The organism is Mangrovicella endophytica (genome assembly GCF_002893625.1).
GTDB lineage: Bacteria > Pseudomonadota > Alphaproteobacteria > Rhizobiales > Rhizobiaceae > Mangrovicella > Mangrovicella endophytica.
Genome location: NZ_PKMZ01000001.1, coordinates 1,171,087 through 1,193,431, shown reverse-complemented (window position 1 = coordinate 1,193,431; position 22,345 = coordinate 1,171,087). Strand labels below are relative to the sequence as shown.

Genomic DNA, 22,345 nt, shown 5'->3' with positions numbered 1-22,345 from the left:
ATGGCGAAGAAAAGCGCGATCGAGAAGAACAAGCGCCGTCAGCGCATGGTGGCGAAATACGCCGCCAAGCGCGAGGCGCTGAAGGCGATCACGACCAATGCCGAGGCTCCGATGGAGGAGCGCTTCCGCGCGCAGCTGCAGCTCGCCGAGCTGCCGCGCAACAGCTCCAAGACCCGCATCCGCAACCGGTGCGAAGTCACGGGCCGTCCGCGGGCCTACTACCGCAAGCTCAAGATGAGCCGTATCGCGCTCCGGGACCTCGGCAACAATGGCCAGATCCCCGGTATCGTGAAGTCGAGCTGGTAAGGAGAGAACGAGATGGCTTTGTCCGATCCTCTCGGCGATATGCTGACCCGCATCCGCAACGCTCTGATGCGGAACAAGACCTCGGTCAACACGCCCGCGTCCAAGCTCCGCGCCCGCGTGCTCGACGTCCTCAAGGAAGAGGGCTACATCCGCGGCTACACGCAGACCGAATTCGAAAACGGCAAGGCCGAGTTCGAGATCGAGCTGAAGTACTACGAGGGTGCGCCGGTGATCCGCGAGATCTCCCGCGTGTCGAAGCCCGGCCGTCGCGTCTACGTTTCGGCGAAGACGATTCCCGACGTCGCCAATGGCCTTGGCATCTCCGTGCTGTCGACGCCGAAGGGCGTCATGGCCGATCACAGCGCCCGCGAACAGAACGTCGGCGGTGAGGTGCTCTGCCGCATCTTCTGATGCGGCAGTCCACCCCGTAACGAACGGACAGGGTTTACGATGTCTCGTATTGGTAAGAAGCCGGTTTCCGTGCCGAGCGGCGTGAACGCCTCCGTCGAGGGGCAGACCGTCACGGCAAAGGGACCGAAGGGCGAGCTCACCTTCGTCGTCAACGACGAGGTGCTGGTCAAGCTCGAGGATGGCGCGATCAAGGTCGATCCGCGCGACGAAAGCAAGGACGCGCGCTCCAAGTGGGGCATGTCGCGGACGCAGATCGTCAACATCCTCCACGGCGTGAAGGACGGTTTCGAGAAGCGTCTCGAGATCACCGGCGTCGGTTATCGTGCCTCGATGCAGGGAAAGAACCTGCAGCTGGCGCTGGGCTTCAGCCACGACGTGGTCTATGAGGTCCCGCAGGGAATCACCGTGGCGGTGCCGCGTCCGACGGAAATCGTCGTGACCGGCATCGACAAGCAGCAGGTCGGTCAGGTCGCGGCTGAGATCCGCGAGTACCGCGGTCCTGAGCCTTACAAGGGCAAGGGCGTCCGCTATGCAGGCGAGGTGATCGTCCGCAAGGAAGGCAAGAAGAAGTAAGGGCCCCGCCATGGCGACTGCTAAGGAAAATCTTCGGCGCCGCGCCGCGCGCGTCCGCCGTTCGCTGAAGGCCGTCGCGGGCGAACGCCCGCGCCTTTCGGTTCATCGTTCGTCCAAGAACATCTACGCGCAGATCATCGACGATGCGGCCGGGCGTACGCTCGCATCCGCCTCGACGCTCGAGGCGGCGCTGCGCGGGTCGCTCAAGACCGGCGCTGATGTCGAGGCCGCAACGGCCGTCGGCAAGCTGGTTGCCGAGCGCGCCAAGGAAGCCGGCGTGACCGACGTGGTGTTCGACCGCGGTTCGTTCATCTATCACGGCCGCGTCAAGGCGCTTGCCGACTCGGCCCGCGAAGCCGGACTGAACTTCTAAGTATTCGCCGGTCCCCTCCAACGAGGGCGGACCTTTCATCAGCGCCTCCGGAAAAGAATAAGGATAGGATCATGGCGCCTAGAAACGATCGCGAAGAGCGCGACGACGGCTTCGTCGACAAGCTCGTTCACATCAACCGCGTCGCCAAGGTGGTGAAGGGTGGCCGTCGCTTCGGCTTCGCAGCCCTCGTCGTCGTCGGCGACCTCAAGGGCCGCGTCGGCTTCGGCCACGGCAAGGCGCGCGAAGTGCCTGAGGCCATCCGCAAGGCCACCGAGGCTGCCAAGCGCGACATGATCTTCGTGCCGCTGCGCGATGCCCGCACGCTTCACCATGACGTGCACGGCCGCCACGGCGCCGGCAAGGTCATCCTGCGTGCCGCCGAGGCTGGTACCGGCATCATCGCCGGCGGCCCGATGCGCGCTGTCTTCGAGGCCGTCGGCATGCACGACGTGGTCGCCAAGTCGCTCGGTTCGTCGAACCCGTACAACATGGTGCGCGCCACGTTCGACGCCCTGAAGGGTCAGATGCACCCGAAGGACGTCGCAGCCCGTCGCGGCATCAAGTATTCGACCCTGCAGGCGCGTCGCCGCGAGACCGGCGTCTCCGTTTCTGCGGAAGATTGATTGGAAGGAAGAGCCGCCTGGCGGTTCTTCCGCTTTGACAAAGGAGCCAATCGATGGCCGACACCACATCCGCGGGCAAGACGATCACCGTCGAGCAGATCGGCAGCCCGCTCCGCCGTCCGAACGACCAGCGCCAGACGCTGATCGGCCTCGGTCTCAACAAGATGCACCGCCGCACGACCCTGGAGGATACGCCTTCGGTGCGCGGCATGATCGCCAAGGTCAGCCACCTCGTCCGCGTCGTGGACGGCGTCTGAGCCTCTGGGAGATACGGACATGAAACTCAACGAGATCTCCGACAAGGACGGCGCGACGCATTCGCGCAAGCGCGTCGGTCGCGGCATCGGCTCCGGCTCGGGCAAGACCGGCGGACGCGGCGTGAAGGGCCAGAAGGCTCGTTCGGGCGTCGCGATCAACGGCTTCGAGGGCGGTCAGATGCCGCTCTACCGGCGCCTGCCGAAGCGCGGCTTCACCAACATTTTCGCCAAGGACTTCAACGTCGTTTCGGTCGGCCGCATTCAGCAGGCCATTGACGCTGGTCGCCTTGAGGCTGGGTCGATCGACATCGAAGCGCTCAAGGGCGCCGGCCTCGTCCGCCGCTCGCGTGACGGTGTCCGTCTCCTCGGCGACGGCGAACTCACCGCGAAGGTGACGCTGACGGTCGACGGTGCTTCCAAGTCCGCCGTCGAGAAGGTGGAAAAGGCGGGCGGCTCGGTCGTCACGCCTGCGGCCTAAGGGCCTTCAAGCTCCGCTTGCGTGCGGGGCTCCTGCCGCTTATCTCTCAGGCTTCCTTCGGGAGAGGGAAGCTTGAGCTTCCTGGGTCGTGAACTCGTAATGCGGGTAGCGGACAGCCGGAGCAGTCCGGCAGGAGGGGAGGGGCGGAAGCGAATGGAAGGCCGGTGCCGATCGTGCCGGCGCGTCGGGGTGGCGCTGTAGCCATGCCGGCACAGGATGGATGCTCTGACACCGCGCCATGACGGCGTTGGTCGAGCGTTCCGGCGGCGCGTCCTGCGCGACCTAGCTTCTGTCGATCCCGGTCCGGATTACGAGTTCACGACTCGACCCCAGGGGCAACCCGGAGATCGTCACGACATGGCATCGGCTGCGGAACAACTCGCCGCGAATCTGAACTTCTCGGCCTTCTCCAAGGCCGAAGACCTGAAGAAACGCATCTGGTTCACGCTGGGCGCGCTCCTGGTCTACCGGCTGGGAACCTACATCCCGATGCCTGGTATCAATCCCGATGCGCTGGCGAATGCGTTCCAGCAGCAGTCAACGGGCATCCTCGGCCTCTTCAACATGTTCGCCGGCGGCGCCGTGGGGCGCATGGCGATCTTTGCCCTCGGCATCATGCCGTACATCTCCGCTTCCATCATCATCCAGCTGATGACGTCGGTCATTCCGTCGCTCGAGCAGCTGAAGAAGGAAGGCGAGCAGGGCCGCAAGGTCATCAACCAGTATACGCGCTACGGCACGGTGCTCCTGGCGACGGTGCAGGCCTACGGCATCGCCGTGGGCCTGGAGTCCTCGACCGGCATCGTCACGCAGCCGGGCGCCTTCTTCATCATCTCGTCGGTCATCACACTCGTCGGCGGAACGATGTTCCTGATGTGGCTCGGTGAGCAGATCACCTCGCGCGGCATCGGCAACGGCATCTCGCTGATCATCTTCGCCGGCATCGTGGCGCATCTGCCGTCGTCGGTTGCCAACATGCTGGAGCTCGGCCGCACCGGTGCTCTCTCGACCGGGATCATTCTCCTCGTCGTGGTCGTGGCGCTGGTCGTGATCGCCGGCATCGTCTTCTTCGAGCGGGCGCAGCGCCGGCTGCTGATCCAGTATCCCAAGCGCCAGGTTGGCAACCGGATGTTCCAGGGCGACACGTCGCACCTGCCGCTGAAGCTCAACACCGCGGGCGTCATTCCGCCGATCTTCGCCTCGTCGCTGCTTCTGCTGCCGGTGACGGTCGCGAACTTCGCCGACACGTCGAAGCTCCCGACCTGGGCCACCACGGTGATTGCCTCGCTCGGGCACGGCCAGCCGCTTTACATGCTGTTCTATGCCGGCCTGATCGTCTTCTTCGCCTTCTTCTACACGGCTGTCGTCTTCAATCCGAAGGATACGGCCGACAATCTGAAGAAGCATGGCGGCTTCATTCCGGGCATCCGGCCGGGTGAACGCACGGCCGAGTACATCGACTACGTCCTCACCCGCATCACGGTGATCGGCGCGATCTACCTCGTCGTGATCTGCCTGATGCCGGAATTCCTGATCTCGGCGGCAGGCGTTCCGTTCTATCTCGGCGGCACATCGCTGCTGATCGTGGTCAGCGTGACCATGGACACGGTGGCTCAGGTGCAAGGGCACCTCCTGGCCCACCAGTATGAGGGTCTCGTCAAGAAGGCGCGGCTCAGAGGGGGCAAACGAGGGGCTCGATGAGGCTGATACTGCTTGGACCGCCGGGGGCGGGGAAGGGGACGCAGGCGCAGCGGCTGATCCAGAAGCACGGGATACCGCAGCTCTCGACGGGCGACATGCTTCGGGCCGCGGTGGCGCTCGGCACGCCGATCGGCAAGCGGGCGCAGGGTCTGATGGATGCGGGCCAGCTGGTGCCGGACGAGGTGGTGATCGGCATCGTCGCCGATCGCATCGAGGAGCCGGACGCCAAGAAGGGCTTCGTGCTCGACGGCTTTCCGCGGACGGTCGCACAGGCCGAGGCGCTGGATGCCATGCTTGCCGAGAAAGGCCTGAAGCTCGATTGCGTGATCGAGTTCAAGGTCGACGAGGACAAGCTGGTTTCGCGCATCGAGCGCCGCGCGGCCGAAACAGAGGCTGCCGGCCTGCCGGTCCGCAAGGACGACAATCCGGAGGTCTTCCGCCGCCGTTTGGAGGAGTTCCGGCATCTGACGGCCGCCGTGGCGCCCTACTACGAGGCGCAAGGCGTGCTGAAGAGCATCGACGGCATGCAGCCGGTCGACGACGTCACCACCGCCATCGAAGCGATCATCGGCTGATCGCCTTTTGGCGTTCGATGGGGCGGCTCTGCCGCTGCGTCGAAGCCCTTGACGGCAGGGAGCGCCACGCCACGCGCGGTTGACTTGCTGACGTCGCGTGATCTATAGCCTGCGCCTATTCGCGAATCCTTTGCGATCGGCGCGGGCCTCTTTCTGTGGGGTCCGGCTCCGGTCGTTTTCGGCTTTCGGCTCCGCATCTTGCGTCATCAGGGCTGCGAGCCCATCTAATCTAGGAGTACGGCCTTGGCCCGTATCGCTGGCGTCAACATCCCGACCAACAAGCGCGTTGTCATCGCGCTCCAGTACATCCATGGCATCGGCCCGGCCTTTGCCAAGGAGATCATGCAGAAGGTCAATCTCAGCGACGAGCGTCGCGTGAACGACCTGAGCGATGCCGAAGTCCTGCAGATCCGCGAGATGATCGATCGCGACTATCAGGTCGAGGGCGATCTGCGTCGTGAGACGTCGATGAACGTCAAGCGCCTCATGGACCTCGGCTGCTACCGCGGCCTGCGCCATCGTCGCGGCCTGCCGGTTCACGGCCAGCGCACGCACACCAATGCCCGCACCCGCAAGGGTCCGGCCAAGGCGATCGCCGGCAAGAAGAAGTAATCCGGCGCGGAACTCCCGCGCTGACGGTGGAGCCGCCGGGATTACGGCGGTGTCGATATCAAGGACTGGAACATGGCTAAAGAAGCACAGCGCGTTCGCCGTCGCGAGCGCAAGAACATCACGTCGGGCGTTGCTCACGTCAGCTCGACCTTCAACAACACGCTGATCACCATCACCGACGCGCAGGGCAATGCGATCGCTTGGTCGTCCGCCGGCGCGCAGGGCTTCAAGGGCTCGCGCAAGTCGACCCCCTTCGCTGCGCAGGTCGCGGCCGAGGATGCGGCGAAGAAGGCCCAGGAGCACGGCATGCGGACGCTCGAGGTCGAGGTGACGGGTCCGGGTTCGGGCCGTGAGTCGGCGCTCCGCGCGCTGCAGGCCGCCGGCTTCACCATCACGTCGATCCGCGACGTCACCCCGATCCCGCACAACGGCGTGCGGCCGCGCAAGCGTCGCCGCGTCTGACGCTTTAGCGTCTTCAGTGCGCCAGGCATTGCCGGCGCGCTTCGTTTTTGCCGGTCGTCCGGCATCGCGGGAGGAACTTCCTCCTGCGCTCAGAACCATCGCCACGATTGGATGGTGGCGAGGAAACTGAAAGGTCTAGTGCCATGATTGCTAGCAACTGGCAGAATCTCAGCAAACCGAACCAGGTGGTCTTCAAGAGCGGCGGCAGCCGTACGAAGGTCTCGCTGACGGCGGAACCGCTGGAGCGCGGCTTCGGCCTGACGCTCGGCAACGCGCTGCGCCGCGTGCTCCTGTCCTCGCTGCAGGGTGCGGCCGTCACGGCCGTGCAGATCGACGGCGTGCTGCACGAATTCTCCTCTATCCCGGGCGTTCGCGAGGATGTCACCGACATCATCCTGAACGTGAAGGAAATCTCGATCGGCATGCAGGGCGAGGGCCCGAAGCGCATGGTCCTGCGCAAGCAGGGTCCGGGCGTCGTAACCGCCGGTGATATCCAGACGGTCGGCGATATCGAGGTGCTCAACCCCGAGCATGAGATCTGCACCCTCGACGAGGGCGCGGAGATCCGCATCGAGTTCACGGTCAACACCGGCAAGGGCTACGTCCCGGCCGACCAAAACCGCGCCGAGGATGCGCCGATCGGGCTGATCCCGGTCGACTCGCTGTTCTCGCCGGTGAAGAAGGTGTCCTACAAGGTCGAGAACACCCGCGAGGGTCAGGACCTGAACAAGGACAAGCTGACCATGCAGATCGAGACGGACGGCTCGATCAGCGGCGAGGACGCCGTCGCCTATGCGGCGCGCATCCTGCAGGACCAGCTCTCGGTCTTCGTCAACTTCGAGGAGCCGCAGCGCGAGACGCGCGGTGCCGCGGGCGAGGAGCAGATCGCCGAACTCGCCTTCAACCCGGCGCTGCTCAAGAAGGTCGACGAGCTGGAGCTTTCGGTCCGCTCGGCCAACTGCCTGAAGAACGACAACATCGTCTATATCGGCGATCTCATCCAGAAGACCGAGGCGGAGATGCTCCGCACCCCGAACTTCGGCCGCAAGTCGCTGAACGAGATCAAGGAAGTGCTAGCCTCCATGGGCCTGCACCTCGGCATGGAAGTCAGCGCCTGGCCGCCGGAGAACATCGACGACCTCGCCAAGCGCTACGAGGATCAGTACTGATCCTGACCTGTTCGGCTCGCCGCCTCGAGGTGGCGGGCCGTCTTCGCATGAACCCAATCATTCAAAGGCACATGCACCCGGCGCCAAGCCGCGGATAGCGAGGATGCCGACCCCCGGCGCGAATGCCGGCATTTTTCAAAGAGGAACGAACCCATGCGTCACGGCAATCGCGGCCGCAAACTCAACCGCACCCACGAGCATCGCAAGGCGATGTTCGCCAACATGGTGGCGTCGCTGATCGAGCACGAGCAGATCGTCACGACCCTGCCGAAGGCGAAGGACCTGCGTCCGATCGTCGAGAAGATGATCACCCTCGGCAAGCGCGGCGACCTGCATGCGCGCCGCCAGGCGATCTCCAAGGTTCGCGACGAAACCGTCGTGAAGAAGCTCTTCGACACGCTGGCGACGCGCTACGCCGACCGCAACGGCGGCTATACGCGCGTTCTGAAGGCCGGCTTCCGCCGCGGCGACAACGCTCCGATGGCGGTGATCGAGTTCGTCGATCGTGATCCGGACGCCAAGGGCGCCGCCGATCGCGCGCGGCTTGAAGCCGAGTCGAGCGAAGACGCAGCGGCCTGATCGATCATTGGACCAACCGCATGCTTGAAGGGGCCCTCGAGGCCCCTTTTTCATGTCCGGCGTTCCGCGTTGTCCGGCGGGCTTGAGGTCGGTGACCGCGAGCAGGATGGCCGCGCTGGGTGTACGGCGCACGGAAGAGGAGGGCGGCGGCATGGACCGCTCCCGTGACACGGTCCTTCTCACCGGCATTGGCGGCTTCATTGCGCGCCACGTCGCGTTGGCGCTCCTGCACGCGGGCTACATTGTCCGCGGCACGGTTCGCAGCCGCGGGGCGGCGGATCGGGTGAGGGCCGTCCTTGCGGCCGCAGGGGGCGACATCACCAGACTGGACTTCGCCGTCGCCGATTTGACGCAGGATGACGGTTGGGATGCCGCTGCGCGGGGCTGCCGCTATGTCGTTCACACCGCGTCGCCGTTCCCGTCGCGGCCGCCGCGCGACAAGTTCGCCCTCGTTCCCGTGGCGAGAGAGGGCACGCTGAGGGTGATCGAGGCAGCCAAGCGTCACGGCGCGGAGCGGGTGGTGCTGACATCGTCGACGGCTGCGATCGCCTATGGCCACCCGCCGCGCATCCCGGCCCTATTCGACGCGTCAGACGTCTCGGACGTGAATGGCCCGGCCATCTCCTCCTATGCCGTGTCGAAGACGCTGGCGGAGCAGGCGGCCTGGGCGGCCGTGGAGGGCAGCCAAGTTTCGCTGTGCAGCCTCAACCCGTCTTTCGTGCTCGGACCGCCGATCGGCGCTGAGACCGGAACGTCGGTGCGGCTGGTCCTGGCCATGATGAAGGGCCAGATGCCTGTTGTGCCCGCCTTATCGCTCGGCGTCGTCGACGTGCGAGACGTCGCGGCGGCTCATGTCGCGGCCTTGGCCGCGGATAGGGCTGCCGGCCGCCGCCTCATCCTCTGGGCGGGGGCCCGAAGCCTGATGGACATCGGCGCCGCCATCGGCGAGGCGCATCCATCCTACCGACGGAGAATGCCGCGGCTCGCCCTGCCCGACGCGGCGGTTCGGCTTGCTGCCCGGGTGTCGAGCGGTGCTGCCAACATTGTCCCTGAGTTGGGCGTCCAAAAACAGTTCGACGTGAGCCCGGCGGAGACGATTCTCGGCCTTCGTTTCCGCTCGCCCGAGGAGGCCATCACCGCAACAGCCGAGAGCCTGATCAGGCAGCGTCTCATCTGAGATCCGCATCGCCTTCAAAGAGGCGCTCGGCAGCGGTTGTAATGGCGGCTGTGGACGTTTCGCAAACTACTCAAGCTTGCGTGGAACTGTTGCAGCGCTGCAATGGAATTGCCCACCAAACCCTGCGATAGGCGTGCCCGCGCCGGTCGCTGCAGGAATATCGCAGCGGCATCGCAACCTTCTTCCGACCGCGTCATTTTTACGGCAGGAACAGCCACATGGTCAAAAGTGTGGCAAGATTTACGCGGTTGAAACACCTCTCATGAATACTGCTGTGAACACCAACCCTACAGGCCAATCCTCCATGCGCCGGACCCTTCTGACCCTCCTCGGAGCCATCGCTGCATTCGGGGTGCTCACCGCCAGCTATGCAACCGCCGAGCTGCCGGAAGCTGCCGCAGCGGCGACCATCGACGGAGCGAGCAGCCCGCGCTGAACCACGTCCACAGCAGGACCGATCGAGGGGCCTTCAAGGCCCCTTTTTCGTTATAGTCGTCTGCGATATCGCCGACATCGACGCAGCACGGCCAAACGGCCGAAGCGTCGATCATCCCGGTACTGGACGGACTGAACCATGCGCAAGACAATCCTGCTTCCCATCAGTGTCGCGACGGCCCTGGCCGCGGGCGCGCCGGCGATAGCCGCGGATGATGGCTGGTCGATCCGCAGCGTCATCGGCGACTTGTTCGGCAGCGAGGATGCAGCGTCACCGAAGGTGCCTGCGCCGGCCGCGCCGGATGATGGTTCGCCTAAGCAGCGCATGGCGCAGCGAACTGTGCCAACGCCAGTCGTTCCGGTGCCGGATGCGTCGAAGGTTCCGTCCTCGCAAGCCGAGATCAAGCTCTCCTTCGCACCCCTTGTGAAGCAGACAGCGCCCTCCGTGGTGAATGTCTATGCCGCGCGGCAGGTGCGGCCGCAGCGCTCGCCCTTCGCCGACGACCCCTTCTTCGGCCAGTTCTTCGGCGAGCGCTTCGAGCGCCGGCCGCGCGTCGAAAGCTCGCTCGGCTCGGGCGTCATCGTCGACCCGAAGGGGCTTATCGTCACCAACAACCACGTCATCGAAGGCGCTGACGAGGTGAAGATCGCCCTGGCTGACGGGCGCGAGTTCGAGTCGGACGTCCTGCTGAAGGATGCCAAGGTCGATCTCGCCGTATTGAAGGTGCGGGGCGACAACACCTTCCCGGTGCTGGCGCTGGCCGACTCGGACGCGCTGGAGATCGGCGATCTCGTGCTCGCCATCGGTAATCCGTTCGGCATCGGCCAGACGGTCACCAACGGCATCGTCTCAGCGCTCGCCCGCACCCATATCGGCGTCAACGATTTCGGCTTCTTCATTCAGACCGACGCTGCCATCAATCCCGGCAATTCCGGCGGCGCGCTGATCGACATGAAGGGACAGCTCGTCGGCATCAACACAGCGATCTTCTCGCGCTCCGGCGGGTCGAACGGCATCGGCTTCGCCATCCCGTCCAACATGGTGCGCGCCTTCGTCTCCGCGGCGCAGTCGGGCGGCCGCTTCGAGCGGCCGTTCATCGGTGCGAGCTTCATGCCGGTGACGCCGGACATCGCCGAAGCCCTTGGTCTTCAGCGGCCGACCGGCGCCCTGATCCAGTCGGTGATCGAGGACGGACCGGCGGCAAAGGCCGGCCTAAAGGCGGGCGACGTCATTCTCTCGATGGACGGCTTCCCGATCGATAATCCGGACGCGCTCGGCTATCGGCTCGCAACGGCCGGGATCGGCAAGGCCGTCGATCTCGACGTGCTGTCCGGCGGCGCGTCGCGCCGTAGTCTGTCGCTGACTCTCACGAGCGCACCGGAAGTGCCCGCGCGCGACCAGCGCACGCTCTCCGGCCGCACGCCGCTGGCCGGAGCCACCGTGGAGAACCTGTCGCCCAAAGTCGCCGGCGAGCTGGAGCTGCCGCAGGACCTCACCGGCGTCGTCGTCGCCGATGTCGAACGCGGCTCCTATGCGGCGCGCTTCGGCCTGAAGCCGAAGGACATCATCCTTGCCGTCAATGGCGATGAGATCTCCGACACGGCTAGCTTGGAGGCTGCGCTGTCGGAGGGCGCGCGCGGTTGGCGCTTCGATATCGAGCGCGACGGCCAGCGGCTGACCCAGGTGGTCCGCTGAGGTGGCCGATCTCTTCGGCCCGATCGAGCCTCGGCAGCCGCAGCCGCAGCCGCAGCGTCCGGCGCGGGAGATCCAGCCTCAGGAGCGCGTGTCGGCTCCGCGTCCGCTCGCCGACCGGCTGCGGCCGCAGCGCCTGTCCGAGGTCGTTGGCCAGGAGCATCTGACCGGGCCGGAAGGCGTGCTGTCGCGTATGCTGGAGAGCGGCACGCTAGGCTCGATGATCTTCTGGGGACCGCCCGGCACCGGCAAGACGACCGTGGCGCGGCTGCTGGCCCGCGAGGTGGACTACGCCTTCGAGCAGATTTCGGCGATCTTCTCCGGCGTCGCCGACCTCAAGAAGGTCTTCGAGTCGGCACGGCTGCGCCGCTCGAACGGGCGCCAGACGCTGCTCTTCGTCGATGAGATCCATCGCTTCAACCGGGCGCAGCAGGACTCGTTCCTGCCGGTGATGGAAGACGGCACCGTCGTGCTGATCGGCGCCACCACAGAGAACCCGTCCTTCGAGCTGAACGCGGCGCTCCTGTCGCGCGCGCGGGTGCTGACCTTCCGCTCGCATGGTCCTGAGAGCCTGGCAAAGCTGATGGCCCGGGCCGAGGAGGCGGAAGGCCGGCCTTTGCCGCTCGACGACGAGGCGCGAGCGGTGCTGCTGCGGATGGCCGATGGCGACGGCCGCGCGGTGCTGACACTTGCCGAGGAGGTCTGGCGCGCCAGCCGCTCCGGCGAGGTGTTTGATGCCGACGCTCTGCAGCGGATCGTGCAGCGCCGTGCGCCCGTCTACGACAAGAGCCAGGACGGCCACTACAATCTGATCTCGGCGCTCCATAAGTCGGTGAGGGGATCCGATCCGGATGCGGCGCTCTACTGGCTCTGCCGGATGTTCGATGCCGGCGAGGACCCACTTTATCTCGGCCGCCGGCTGGTCCGCATGGCGGTGGAGGATATCGGGCTCGCCGATCCGCAAGCCCTCGTGATCGCCAATGCCGCCAAGGACGCCTACGACTATCTCGGCTCCCCGGAAGGCGAGCTGGCGCTGGCTGAGGCCGCCGTCTATCTCGCCAGCGCCCCGAAATCGAACGCGGTCTATGTCGCCTTCAAGGGCGCCATGAGGGCGGCCAAGGAGCATGGCTCGCTGCTGCCGCCCAAGCACATTCTGAATGCCCCGACCAAGTTGATGAAGGACGAGGGCTACGGCACCGGCTACGCCTATGACCACGATGCGCCGGACGCCTTCTCGGGCCAGAACTACTTTCCGGACGAGATGGAGCGGCAGCGCTTCTACCGCCCGACCGATCGTGGCGCCGAGCAGCGCATCGGCCAGCGCCTCGCCGAGTGGGCGCGGCTACGGACGCAGCGGGATGAGCGGTCCTTCGACGACTAATCGATCTTCGATAGCCGAGTCGTTTCCGCTCGTTGCACGCGGCGGCTGATCGACTACACAAGCAGGATGAACCAGATCCTCCTTGTTGCGGTCGGCGGCGCCGTCGGCTCGGTCGCCCGGCACCTCGTCAGCGTCGCAAGCACGCGAATTGCCGGATCGGCATTTCCGTGGGGAACGATGACGGTGAACATCGTCGGCTCGTTCCTGATGGGCATTTTCATCGAGGTGCTGGCGCGCCGCCTCGGCGGCTCCGCCGAGCTGCGTCTGCTCGTCGCGACGGGGTTCCTCGGCGGCTTCACCACCTTCTCTTCGCTGACGCTTGATGCCGCGGTGATCTTCGAGCGCGGCGAGGTCATAACGGCCCTCGCATATGTCGCGGCATCCGTCATCATCGGCCTCGCGGCGCTGTTCGCTGGTCTCGCCCTCGCGCGCATCGTCGCCTGATGCCAGAGCATTTCCGGCCGACACGGAATCGTTCTGTTTCGCGGTGCCCGAATGCTGTCCGGCAGAGCGGTTCAATATCGGCCGGAAATGCTCTATCTCACGGCCCGATACGAGAGGCATGAGTATGGCGAGCGTCGAGCAGATCACGGTGGAGCCGGACGAGGCGGGCCTCAGGCTCGACCGCTGGTTCAAGCTGCATTATCCGGGGCTTGGCTTCGGCCATCTCCAGAAGCTCTTGCGCTCGGGTCAGGTGCGGGTCGATGGCGGTCGCGCCAAGTCGGACACGCGCATCGCACCGGGCCAGGTGATCCGCATCCCACCCATCGATTCCGATGCGAAGGCAAGCGGGCCGCTGACGGCGAACACGATGCGCAACCGCCAGGACGACGATGTCCTGGCGCAGATGCTGCTGCATCAGGACGACAAGGTAATCGTCTTCAACAAGCCGGCTGGCCTTGCCGTGCAGGGCGGGTCGGGCGTTGCACGGCATGTCGACCAGATGCTGGAAGCCTGGCGCAACAAGAAGGGCGAGAAGCCGCGCCTGGTGCACCGGCTCGACCGCGACACGTCGGGCGTTCTCGTCGTCGCCAAGACACGCGGTGCGGCCGTGGCGCTGACCAAGGCGTTTCGCGAGCGTGACACCAAGAAGACCTACTGGGCGCTGGTGAAGGGCGTTCCGAACCCCCGCGAGGGGCGGATCTCCACCTATCTCGTCAAGGAGCAGACGCCGGACGGTGATCGGATGCGGGTTGCCAAGCATGGCGACGAGGGCGCCGACCATGCGCTGTCGCATTATCGCATCATCGACCAGGTCGGGCAGCAGTTCACCTGGCTGGAAATGGAGCCCTATACAGGCCGCACGCACCAGCTGCGCGTCCACGCCGCCCATATCGGCCATCCGATCCTCGGCGACCCGAAATATTTCGAGCATGACACCAATTGGGAGTTCCCCGGCGGCGTGCAGAAGCGCCTGCACCTCCACGCCCGCCGCATCGTCATTCCGCATCCGGACGGCGGCGTCGTCGACCAGAGCGCGCCGCTGCCGCCGCACATGGTGCAGACCTGGAACCTCTTCGGCTTCGACGAGGCGGAGGGAGACGCCTGATGCGGGCGATCCTGTTCGACTGCGACGGCACCATCGCTGACACCCTCGGCCTGATCTGCGAGGCAATGCGACGCGTCTTCGTCGCGCATGCGCTCCCCGCACCGGGAGACGCGGCGACGCGCGCCATTGTCGGCCTATCGCTGGAGACGGCGATTGCGCGGCTGCATCCGGACGGCGAGACGGCGTTGCACGGCGCGATGGCTGAAACCTACCGCAGCACCTTCCGCTCGACCCGGGACGACGCGCAGTTCCGTGAGACCCTCTTCGATGGCGTGCGCGATATGCTTGATGCCTTGCGAAGCCGCGAGGAGGTGCTGCTCGGCCTCGTCACCGGCAAGTCCCGCCGCGGCGTCACCGCGATCTGCACGGCTCACGGACTGACCGATCATTTTCAGGTGGTTCGCACCGCCGACGACTGCCCGTCGAAGCCGCATCCCGCGATGGTGCTGGAATGCTGCGACACATTGGGGATCCGTCCCCGGGATGCCCTCGTCATCGGTGATGCCGTCTACGACATCGAGATGGCGAAGGCGGCCGGTTCGGATGCGATCGGCGTCGCCTGGGGTGCGGGCAAGGCCGAGACGCTGCTTGCCGCCGGGGCCCTTTCGGTGGCGAGCAATGTCGCCGCCCTGGCGCTCGCTATCGATGCCTGGCTGGACGCCGGCAGCGCTGTCGCTGCACCCGATGGTGCAGCAACGACTTTGGCCGGCCGCGCGTTCTGAGTGTTGAGACCGAGACCTTATACATCAACGGCTTGAGGCAACGAGCTTGCAATCAGATTCAGGCGAAGAGCGCGCAGGCAGCAATGACGGCATGGTTCGTCCGGAACTGCCAAAGCGGTTCTACGACTCGGTGTCGGTGGGCGAAACCGAAGCCGGCTACGCCGTGCTGCTCGACGGGCGGAGCGTCAAGACGCCCGGCCGCCGCCCGCTGGCGGTGCCAGGCCGCGCCGCCGCCGAGCGGATCGCGGCGGAATGGGCGGGGCAGGGCGAGCGGATCGACCCGGCGACCATGCCGCTGACGCGCCTTGTCAACACTGTGGTGGATGGCATCGCCGATCGAGCCGACGAGGTTCGGGGCGATCTTGCCCGCTACATCGAGACAGACCTTCTCTTCTATCGCGCCGGTAGTCCGGCAGAGCTCGCGGAGCGCGAGCGCCAGGGCTGGGATCCTGTTCTGCGCTGGGCCGAGGAACGCCTCGGCGTGCGCTTCCATCTTGCCGAAGGCGTCATGCATGTCGCGCAGCCGGACGAGTCGATCATAGCCTTCCGCCGCCGGATCGACGCGCTGGAGGATCCGTTCGCTGTCGCGGCTCTGCATCAGGTCACCACCCTGACCGGCTCGGCGCTGCTGGCGCTGGCCGTCGCCGAGAAGCGTTTGACCGGCGACGAGGCATGGACGCTCGCCCATCTCGATGAAGACTGGAACATCGAGCAGTGGGGCGCCGACGAGGAGGCGGAAGCCCGCCGCGCGGCCCGGCGTGCCGAGCTGGACGCTGCGCTGGTCCTACTCGGCTGACCGCAAGGCCGGCGACGCCTCTGATACGACGTCAGGCGCTCAGCCGCGACTGATCGCTGGCGTGAAGCTGAGCCTCTGCCGATGCCGGCTGAGCCACCGCCGCATCGTTCATCCCGCGCGGGACGGCGGCAATCGCCTCCAGCGATAGCCGTGCGGCGCAGTCGGCTGGCGTCAGCGGCCGGTCGAAGAGATAGCCTTGGCCGCGGTTGCAGCCGGCGGCCTTGACCATCTCGTACTGCTCCGCCGTCTCGATGCCCTCCGCGACCGTCGTCAGCCCGAGCTTGCGGGCGAGATCCGCGATCGACTGGACGATCAGCTGGCTGTTCTGCTGGCGCGCCGAGCCGCGCACGAAGGACTGGTCGATCTTGATGATGTCGAAGGGGAAGCGGGTGAGGTAGCTGAGCGAGGCATAGCCGGTGCCGAAATCATCGAGCGCCGTGCAGACGCCGAGATGGCGCAGCTCGTTCAGCGTCAGCAGCACGGCCTGATCATTCTGGATAAGGACGGACTCTGTGATCTCCAGCGTCAGGCGCTCCGGCCGCAGGCGGCTCGTCTCCAGTGCGTCGAGGATACTGGCTTGCAGACTGGAATCCAGGAACTGCCGGCTCGAAAGATTGACGGTGATGCCGACATGGTCGGGCCAGGTCGCCGCGGTCTCGCAGGCGCGCCGCAGCACCCAGTCGCCGATCGCCACGATCTGCCCGGTCTCCTCGGCGACCGGAATGAACTCGCCCGGCGGCACGCTGCCGCGCTCGGGATGCTGCCAGCGCAGCAGCGCCTCGAAGGCGCGCGTGCGACCGTCATGCAGGTTGACGACAGGTTGGAATCGCAGCTCGAACTCGTCGCGCTCGATCGCCGTCTCGAGATCCTTGGCCAGCGTCTGGCGAGCGAGGAATGCCTCCTTCATCGAGGATTCGTAGAAGCGGAAGCCGTTCCGCTGGCCGTCCTTCACCGTATAGAGCGCGAGATCGGCATTCTTCAGGAGATCGTCGGACGTATCACCCCGCGACAGCACGGCGACGCCGATGCTTGCCGAGGACAGGGCTTGAGTCTCCTCCAGGTCGAACGGCTTCTCGAAGGCATGGATGATCTGGCGGGCCGCAAGGCGCGCCATCGACTCGGCAGCCGGAGACCGGAAGATCACTGCGAATTCGTCGCCGCTCAGCCGCGCGAACATCAGCGCGTCGGCGAGGATCGGACGCAGCCGCTCGGCCACGCTGCACAGGAGCCGGTCGCCCGCGGCGTGACCGAGCGTGTCGTTGACATGCTTGAAGAGGTCGAGGTCGAACATCAGCACGGCCACCGAGCCGGGCAGCGGCTCGCCCTCCGCAAAGACCGACCGCAGCGTCTTCCCAAAGGCGAACCGGTTGGGAAGTCTCGTCAGGAAGTCGACCCGAGCGAGGCTGTCGGCGCGCCGCAGAGCGCGACGCAGCATGAAGATGAGGGCCATGCCAGCCCCGATCAGGGCGAGGACCTTCGCCAGCAGCAGCCAGAAGAGGGTCGATAGCTGAGACTGGTTGGTGGCGATCCGCTGTGCCGCGCTGGCGGTGGCGGTCGCACTGAGACGGATCGTCTGGCTGTTCAGCCGATCGAGCTCCCGCAGGATCGTCTCTGCTTCCGCCGGCGCGTCGAGCGACTGAATCTGTGGCCGCAACTCGTCGACGACGCCTGCAAACAGCGTTACGAGGCCGCGGCTCTCTTCATCGAAAGGTGCTGTCGACGTCGCTTTCTTCAGTATCTTGACGCGGTTCTCCAGGATGGCAAATCGTAGCTCCACCTCGTCATCGGCATGCGAAATGCCGGGGACGAAGCGCTCGGCCACCGCTGTCTGCAGCATGGCAACCTCTGGCGCCGCGGACATGACGTCCCAGACGACGTTGTTCTGCGAGGAGGCCGAGATACTGTCGATGTAGCGCGCGCTGAGGAACAGGACGGAGACGGCCGCGAGCGCGATGCCGGCCGTTGCCGCGATCAGCGGCACTTCCCACCGGTTCGCGATCTTCATGAGGGTGCCCGCCGGATCATCTGCGCCGCGCTCAGACGATGTCGATGCGCGCCACCTGCCAGACGCAGCGCGTGTAATACATCTGATGCTGCAGGGTCGTGTTGTCGTCGAAGGGATAAATGACGAAGAGCGGCCCCTTGTCGCTGACGGGCATGTAGGCGCCGTCGCACTTGGTGGCGAGGATGACACCGTCGTCGGCCAGCCCCGCCTTCGGGAAGGCGGCTGTGTAGAAATTCAGTGCCGTGACCTGCAGGGTATCACCCTTGGCCTCAACGGCATCCATCAGGGCCTGCAACGGTACGCCCTCGAAAGTATGCTGACCGTCTTGCCAGGGGTTGCCGGTGACGAAGGACGTCGTCCCCAGGGATTCCAGCGTCGGCATGTCGAAGATGGCCGCGTCGCCGGCATTGGGAGCGCCGATCTTGCCGCCGATGGTCAGCACCGGCTTCTGGTGCGGCGCCGCGACTGCCGCCGCTGCCCGCCTGGCGAGTAGAAGCCCCGCGGCGATTGCCGAGCCGGCAGTGATGATGCGGCGGCGGCTGAAATGGGCTGCCATTGCACGTCCTCAGAATAGTTGTGCCTATTCTGCGTCAATGGTCATGAATAATTCGTATGAGAGATGAGGGACACGAACGACAGCACGTCGCCGATCCGACGGACGACTTCGACGCCGATCCGAGACGTGCGGCGCTCAGATGCCGGCGAACCAGTCGTAGCCGCGATCGGCCCAGTAACTCCCGAAGCCATCACCGTAAGCTGCGAGCGTATCCGTCAGTACGATGCCGCTGATGTACTTGGCCATCTTGTAACCCAGCTGCCGCTCGACCCGTACCCGCAGCGGTGCACCGTTGGCCACCGGAAGCGACGCATCGTTCAACCCATAGGCGAGGATCGTCTGCGCATGATTGGCATCGGCGAGATCGATCGACTCGTAATATCGCACGGGTCCATCGAAGCCGTTCTCCATCGTGTCGAAGCAGGTGAAGACGACGAAGCGCGCCGCCGGCTTCACCTTGGCAGCCTTGAGGATGCCGGCGAGCGGCGTTCCCGTCCACTTGGCGATGCAGCTCCAGCCTTCCACACAGTCGTGTCGGGTGATCTGCGTGCGCACCGGCATGGCGCGGATTTCGTCCAGTGACAGTGACAGCGGCGAATCGACGAGGCCCGCAACGGCGAGGCGGTAGGTCCTGAAGTTCTCGCCCGCGAGGCTGGTATAATCATCGTCCTGCGGCTCGACCGTGCCATTCGGCCTTTGCGGCTGACGGATTTCGCTTGCGCTGTATTCGGGCGCAAGGGCGCCGGTGTCGAGCAGCTGACGCTGGACGCGATAGGTGAGCGAGTTGGCGGCGGCCAGCACACCGCGAATGTCGCTGTCGCGCGAGGCCACGTCGTCGAAGCAACCCGACAGCGGAAGGCTCGAAGCGGCGACCGCTGCGCCCGTCAGGAACCGGCGGCGCGACATGATGAAGGTTTTGTCGGTCATGCCTCGTCCCGATCCGTGCGGTACCAGCCGGTGATCATCGACCGCATCTCGTTGATCGGGCCGGCCAGTATGATCATGGCGACGTGGACGACGACGAAGCCGACGAGCGCCAGCATCACGACGAAGTGGATGGTACGCGCGGTCTGCCGTCCACCGAAGAGATCCAGCGTCCACGGCGCGATGGCGTTGAAAGCCGGCGACATGGTGAGGCCGGTCGCGATCATCAGCGGCAGCGCGACGAATAGGACGCCGAGATAGGAGAACTTCTGCAGCACATTGTAGTTGCGCTGGTGCGGCAGCCGCAGCCGCAGGTGATCGGCAATGTCCCGGCGCAGACCCCTGATATCGTCGCGCGTCGGTGCCAGATCGCGGCGGATATGGCGGTTGACGAGGCTGGCGAGCAGCCAGAACAGCAGCGTGAAGACCAGCCCCCAAGCGAAGAAAAAGTGCACGACCCGCCCGGTTGCAAGGTCGCGAAAGCCCGGGATGATCATCCAGGATGGAAAGGTCTGCGGCCTCAACTCGCCATAGGCCTCGACAGCGCCGAGCCAGCCCGTCGTGTCGAAGCGGTGGCCGAACAGCGTGGTGACGCCGGCAATGCCGCCAGCGGCCGGCTCGGCACCGATGGACAGCACGCTGTTGTTGAACGCAAAGCCGGACTGCACGCCGATATAAAGGTCCGGTCGCGCCATGAAGATCTGCAGACCCGACAGGAGCAGGAAGAATAGGCAGACCACCCAGAGCCAATGCGCAAGGCGGGTGGTCAGCGTCTGCCGATAGATCAGCGGTCCTTTCGGTGGAGAGAAAAGCGTCACGCCTCGGCCTTCATGATCCCGGCGCGGCCTTCACCGCTCCGTCTGCCCGATGTTGTGCCACCGTGCCGCACGGTTCAAGGCACCCAAGCATCACGACCGCGGGAGGGCCGCGGGTTCGGTGGCGATCCGCAGGTATCCCTTGCGGAAGATCGGCGGCTGAATGGAAGCAAGGCCATTCACTTAGCGGTAGCGCTTCAACCGGCAGCGGAGCGGCGCCGCAGGATCTGGTCCAGCATCTGGCGAAAGCGGGAGCGGTCGGCCGGCGTGAAGCTGGCATTGTAGCCCTTGCTCTCGCCGGTCTCGCGCAGATGCTGGCTGAAGGCGCGCATGGACAGGGCCGTGCCGATGGATGACGGGGTGAACTCTCGGCCCGAGGGTCCCAGCACGGCAGCACCCTTTTCCAGCGCCCGGGCGGCGAGCGGGATGTCGGCGGTGATGACGACGTCGCCGGCAACCGCAGTCTCGACGATCCAGTCATCGGCCGCGTCGGCGCCTTCGGGAACGGTGACGATGCGGGCATCCGGATAGCGCGAGGGACGCATGCCGCCATTGGACACGAGCACGCATGCCAGGCCATGCCGCATCGCGATCTCGATCGCTTCGTCCTTCACGGGGCAGGCATCCGCGTCGATCAGCAGCGTCGTCACCGGTTGCTCGTCCCCGTCCTTGTCTCGCCTGAGCCGCTTATGCGCCCGCTGCAATGTCGCGGCAACCAGCAGGGTCTGCCGGCCGTTCGATCATAGAGCCGACTGCCGTTCGACAGTGCGTGCGGCGTTCGAAGCGCGCGGGAACCGCCTATACCGTCTTGCCGAATGCTGTCAGCGGCTGCGGGACTGAACGGCCATCGCACCGGGCCGGAGTCGGTAATGAGCGATACGGCCACAACGGGCGAACAGTGTGGAGAGCCGTCGATGAATGCAATGCATGTCGAGGTGTCCGGCCGTGTCCAGGGCGTCGGCTACCGCGCCTGGTGTGCGCAAGCCGCGACGCGCCTCAACCTGTCCGGCTGGGTGCGCAATCGTCGCGACGGGCGGGTCGAAGCCCTCATTGCCGGTGATGAAGCCGCGGTGAACGAGATGCTGGCGCTGATGCGGCAAGGTCCGGCCGCCGCCCGGGTGGAGCGTGTCGAAGCCGCGCCTGCCACCGAGCGGCCGGGCGGCGCATTCATCGTGGCATCGACGCTGTAGATTTGAGGCGCACTGTCGCGCCATTGAACCTTCAGGACTCGGGCAGGGTGCCATCCGCCGTCGGCCCGAAGACCTGCTCGAAGCACTGGCGCAGGATGACGTCCACCTCCGGCATGCCTGCTAGGATGCCGAGATCGGCCAGGCTCGTCACGCCATGCTCGCTGACGCCGCAGGGCACGATGCCGGAGAAATGCTCGAGGTCCGGATCGACGTTGAGGCTGATGCCGTGGAACGTCACCCAGCGCCTGAGGCGTATGCCGATGGCGGCGATCTTGTCCTCCGGCACGGCGCCGGGAACGAGCGCGGGCCGCTCCGGCCGACGCACCCAGACCCCGACCCGATCCTCGCGCCGCTCGCCCTTGATCTGCATCTCACTCAAGGTGCGGATGAGCCATTCCTCAAGGGCCGCCACGAAGGCGCGCACGTCCTGGCGGCGCCGCTTGAGGTCGAGCATGACATAGGCCACCCGTTGGCCGGGGCCGTGATAGGTGTATTCACCGCCGCGACCGGTCTGGTGGACAGGGAAGCGTCCGGGATCGCGCAGGGCGCTCGGATCGGCGCTGGTGCCCGCCGTATAGATCGGCGGATGTTCGACCAGCAGCACGGTCTCGGGCGATTCGCCCGCCGCGATCGCCGCGACGAGCCGGTCCATCAAATCGACGGCCTCGCCATAGGGGGTCATCCCATCCAGAATCACCCAGGCGACCGGATCGCCGGGTGTCGTCGGCAGGAAGGTCGTCGGCGCCACCGACAGGCGGGCCGGGAGGAGAGCTGCATCGTCTGACATGATTCTCATGTAGGCGATTGGCCGCCGAACGTCTCCTGCCGTGATGCAGTGGGCGATTGGCACGGTGCCGGAGCCGGGGGGCGGCACCAAACGCCTGGGACACGCACTTTTTCGGGCCTCTATACGGCCCCACCCAGGGCTTTCGACGCCTTAGTCGCAAAAGAGCAGCGCGGGCGGTGAAAGTGCTTGTGCCCCG

General features: G+C 65.8%; 28 protein-coding genes. 22 read left to right on the top strand and 6 right to left on the bottom strand.

Annotated features, from left to right (window positions below; all coding sequences use genetic code 11):
- The 21 genes from rpsN (at position 1) to C0R46_RS05395 (ending at position 15,872) form a co-directional block, all read left to right on the top strand.
- A complete protein-coding gene (gene rpsN / locus C0R46_RS05490; protein WP_102958512.1) occupies positions 1–306 on the top strand; it encodes a 30S ribosomal protein S14 in 306 nt (101 codons plus the stop codon).
- A 12-nt stretch (positions 307–318) separates the two neighbouring features.
- Positions 319–717: a 30S ribosomal protein S8 gene (gene rpsH, locus C0R46_RS05485; protein ID WP_102958511.1), complete on the top strand. Its 399-nt coding sequence runs from the start codon at positions 319–321 to the stop codon at positions 715–717.
- A gap of 39 nt (positions 718–756) precedes the next feature.
- Positions 757–1,290, top strand: coding sequence for a 50S ribosomal protein L6 (gene rplF / locus C0R46_RS05480; RefSeq protein WP_102958510.1), 534 nt, complete (start codon positions 757–759; stop codon positions 1,288–1,290).
- 10 nt (positions 1,291–1,300) lie between these two features.
- Entirely contained in the window at positions 1,301–1,663 is a 363-nt protein-coding gene (gene rplR / locus C0R46_RS05475; RefSeq protein ID WP_102958509.1) for a 50S ribosomal protein L18, read from the top strand.
- Between the two features lie 71 nt (positions 1,664–1,734).
- Positions 1,735–2,286, top strand: coding sequence for a 30S ribosomal protein S5 (rpsE, locus tag C0R46_RS05470; protein WP_102958508.1), 552 nt, complete (start codon positions 1,735–1,737; stop codon positions 2,284–2,286).
- A 53-nt stretch (positions 2,287–2,339) separates the two neighbouring features.
- On the top strand, positions 2,340–2,543 hold the full coding sequence (gene rpmD, locus C0R46_RS05465; protein WP_102958507.1) for a 50S ribosomal protein L30: 204 nt from the start codon (positions 2,340–2,342) through the stop codon (positions 2,541–2,543).
- Positions 2,544–2,562: 19 nt separating this feature from the next.
- On the top strand, positions 2,563–3,021 hold the full coding sequence (gene rplO / locus C0R46_RS05460; RefSeq protein ID WP_102958506.1) for a 50S ribosomal protein L15: 459 nt from the start codon (positions 2,563–2,565) through the stop codon (positions 3,019–3,021).
- 357 nt (positions 3,022–3,378) lie between these two features.
- Positions 3,379–4,722: a preprotein translocase subunit SecY gene (secY, locus tag C0R46_RS05455; protein WP_102958505.1), complete on the top strand. Its 1,344-nt coding sequence runs from the start codon at positions 3,379–3,381 to the stop codon at positions 4,720–4,722.
- The gene (locus tag C0R46_RS05450) at positions 4,719–5,297 is read left to right on the top strand and encodes an adenylate kinase (protein WP_102958504.1); all 579 of its coding nucleotides are present in this window, start codon (positions 4,719–4,721) and stop codon (positions 5,295–5,297) included. The genes secY and C0R46_RS05450 overlap by 4 nt, the downstream gene beginning before the upstream one ends.
- 243 nt (positions 5,298–5,540) lie before the next feature.
- A complete protein-coding gene (gene rpsM / locus C0R46_RS05445) occupies positions 5,541–5,909 on the top strand; it encodes a 30S ribosomal protein S13 (RefSeq protein ID WP_102958503.1) in 369 nt (122 codons plus the stop codon).
- Positions 5,910–5,981: 72 nt separating this feature from the next.
- On the top strand, positions 5,982–6,371 hold the full coding sequence (gene rpsK / locus C0R46_RS05440; protein WP_102958502.1) for a 30S ribosomal protein S11: 390 nt from the start codon (positions 5,982–5,984) through the stop codon (positions 6,369–6,371).
- Between the two features lie 143 nt (positions 6,372–6,514).
- Positions 6,515–7,540: a DNA-directed RNA polymerase subunit alpha gene (locus C0R46_RS05435; RefSeq protein ID WP_102958501.1), complete on the top strand. Its 1,026-nt coding sequence runs from the start codon at positions 6,515–6,517 to the stop codon at positions 7,538–7,540.
- Between the two features lie 153 nt (positions 7,541–7,693).
- Positions 7,694–8,119 carry a 50S ribosomal protein L17 gene (gene rplQ / locus C0R46_RS05430; protein WP_102958500.1) on the top strand — a complete coding sequence of 142 codons (426 nt, stop codon included), beginning with the start codon at positions 7,694–7,696 and terminating at the stop codon, positions 8,117–8,119.
- A gap of 151 nt (positions 8,120–8,270) precedes the next feature.
- Positions 8,271–9,296: an NAD-dependent epimerase/dehydratase family protein gene (locus tag C0R46_RS05425; protein ID WP_102958499.1), complete on the top strand. Its 1,026-nt coding sequence runs from the start codon at positions 8,271–8,273 to the stop codon at positions 9,294–9,296.
- Positions 9,297–9,558: 262 nt separating this feature from the next.
- Complete coding sequence (locus C0R46_RS20740) at positions 9,559–9,732, top strand: hypothetical protein (protein WP_157944561.1); 174 nt, start codon at positions 9,559–9,561, stop codon at positions 9,730–9,732.
- Between the two features lie 324 nt (positions 9,733–10,056).
- On the top strand, positions 10,057–11,427 hold the full coding sequence (locus C0R46_RS05420; protein ID WP_102958632.1) for a DegQ family serine endoprotease: 1,371 nt from the start codon (positions 10,057–10,059) through the stop codon (positions 11,425–11,427).
- 70 nt (positions 11,428–11,497) lie between these two features.
- Positions 11,498–12,805, top strand: coding sequence for a replication-associated recombination protein A (locus tag C0R46_RS05415; protein WP_102958631.1), 1,308 nt, complete (start codon positions 11,498–11,500; stop codon positions 12,803–12,805).
- Between the two features lie 66 nt (positions 12,806–12,871).
- A complete protein-coding gene (gene crcB / locus C0R46_RS05410; protein ID WP_102958498.1) occupies positions 12,872–13,249 on the top strand; it encodes a fluoride efflux transporter CrcB in 378 nt (125 codons plus the stop codon).
- A gap of 124 nt (positions 13,250–13,373) precedes the next feature.
- On the top strand, positions 13,374–14,354 hold the full coding sequence (locus C0R46_RS05405; RefSeq protein ID WP_102958497.1) for an RluA family pseudouridine synthase: 981 nt from the start codon (positions 13,374–13,376) through the stop codon (positions 14,352–14,354).
- Positions 14,354–15,076: an HAD-IA family hydrolase gene (locus tag C0R46_RS05400; RefSeq protein WP_102958496.1), complete on the top strand. Its 723-nt coding sequence runs from the start codon at positions 14,354–14,356 to the stop codon at positions 15,074–15,076. The genes C0R46_RS05405 and C0R46_RS05400 overlap by 1 nt, the downstream gene beginning before the upstream one ends.
- A 91-nt stretch (positions 15,077–15,167) precedes the next feature.
- On the top strand, positions 15,168–15,872 hold the full coding sequence (locus tag C0R46_RS05395; RefSeq protein WP_102958495.1) for an ATP12 family chaperone protein: 705 nt from the start codon (positions 15,168–15,170) through the stop codon (positions 15,870–15,872).
- 31 nt (positions 15,873–15,903) lie between these two features.
- On the opposite strand, the gene C0R46_RS05390 is transcribed toward C0R46_RS05395, so the two are convergent.
- The 5 genes from C0R46_RS05390 to C0R46_RS05370 form a co-directional block, all read right to left on the bottom strand.
- On the bottom strand, positions 15,904–17,877 hold the full coding sequence (locus tag C0R46_RS05390; protein ID WP_102958494.1) for a putative bifunctional diguanylate cyclase/phosphodiesterase: 1,974 nt from the start codon (positions 17,875–17,877) through the stop codon (positions 15,904–15,906).
- A 31-nt stretch (positions 17,878–17,908) separates the two neighbouring features.
- Positions 17,909–18,433, bottom strand: coding sequence for a putative pterin-binding protein (locus C0R46_RS05385; RefSeq protein WP_198598234.1), 525 nt, complete (start codon positions 18,431–18,433; stop codon positions 17,909–17,911).
- Between the two features lie 135 nt (positions 18,434–18,568).
- Positions 18,569–19,360, bottom strand: a complete 792-nt coding sequence (locus tag C0R46_RS05380; protein ID WP_102958493.1) for a molybdopterin-dependent oxidoreductase — start codon at positions 19,358–19,360, stop codon at positions 18,569–18,571.
- Positions 19,357–20,175, bottom strand: coding sequence for a cytochrome b/b6 domain-containing protein (locus C0R46_RS05375; protein ID WP_102958492.1), 819 nt, complete (start codon positions 20,173–20,175; stop codon positions 19,357–19,359). The genes C0R46_RS05380 and C0R46_RS05375 overlap by 4 nt, the downstream gene beginning before the upstream one ends.
- 194 nt (positions 20,176–20,369) lie before the next feature.
- The gene (locus C0R46_RS05370) at positions 20,370–20,822 is read right to left on the bottom strand and encodes a YaiI/YqxD family protein (protein WP_102958491.1); all 453 of its coding nucleotides are present in this window, start codon (positions 20,820–20,822) and stop codon (positions 20,370–20,372) included.
- Positions 20,823–21,041: 219 nt separating this feature from the next.
- Here C0R46_RS05370 and C0R46_RS05365 point away from each other — a divergent pair, with 219 nt between their 5' ends.
- Positions 21,042–21,362, top strand: coding sequence for an acylphosphatase (locus tag C0R46_RS05365; RefSeq protein ID WP_245413411.1), 321 nt, complete (start codon positions 21,042–21,044; stop codon positions 21,360–21,362).
- 31 nt (positions 21,363–21,393) lie between these two features.
- Here C0R46_RS05365 and lipB read toward each other — a convergent pair whose 3' ends face one another.
- Positions 21,394–22,149 (bottom strand): lipoyl(octanoyl) transferase LipB, encoded by a 756-nt coding sequence (gene lipB, locus C0R46_RS05360; RefSeq protein ID WP_425349851.1) that lies wholly within the window; start codon positions 22,147–22,149, stop codon positions 21,394–21,396.
- Positions 22,150–22,345 lie beyond the last annotated feature (196 nt).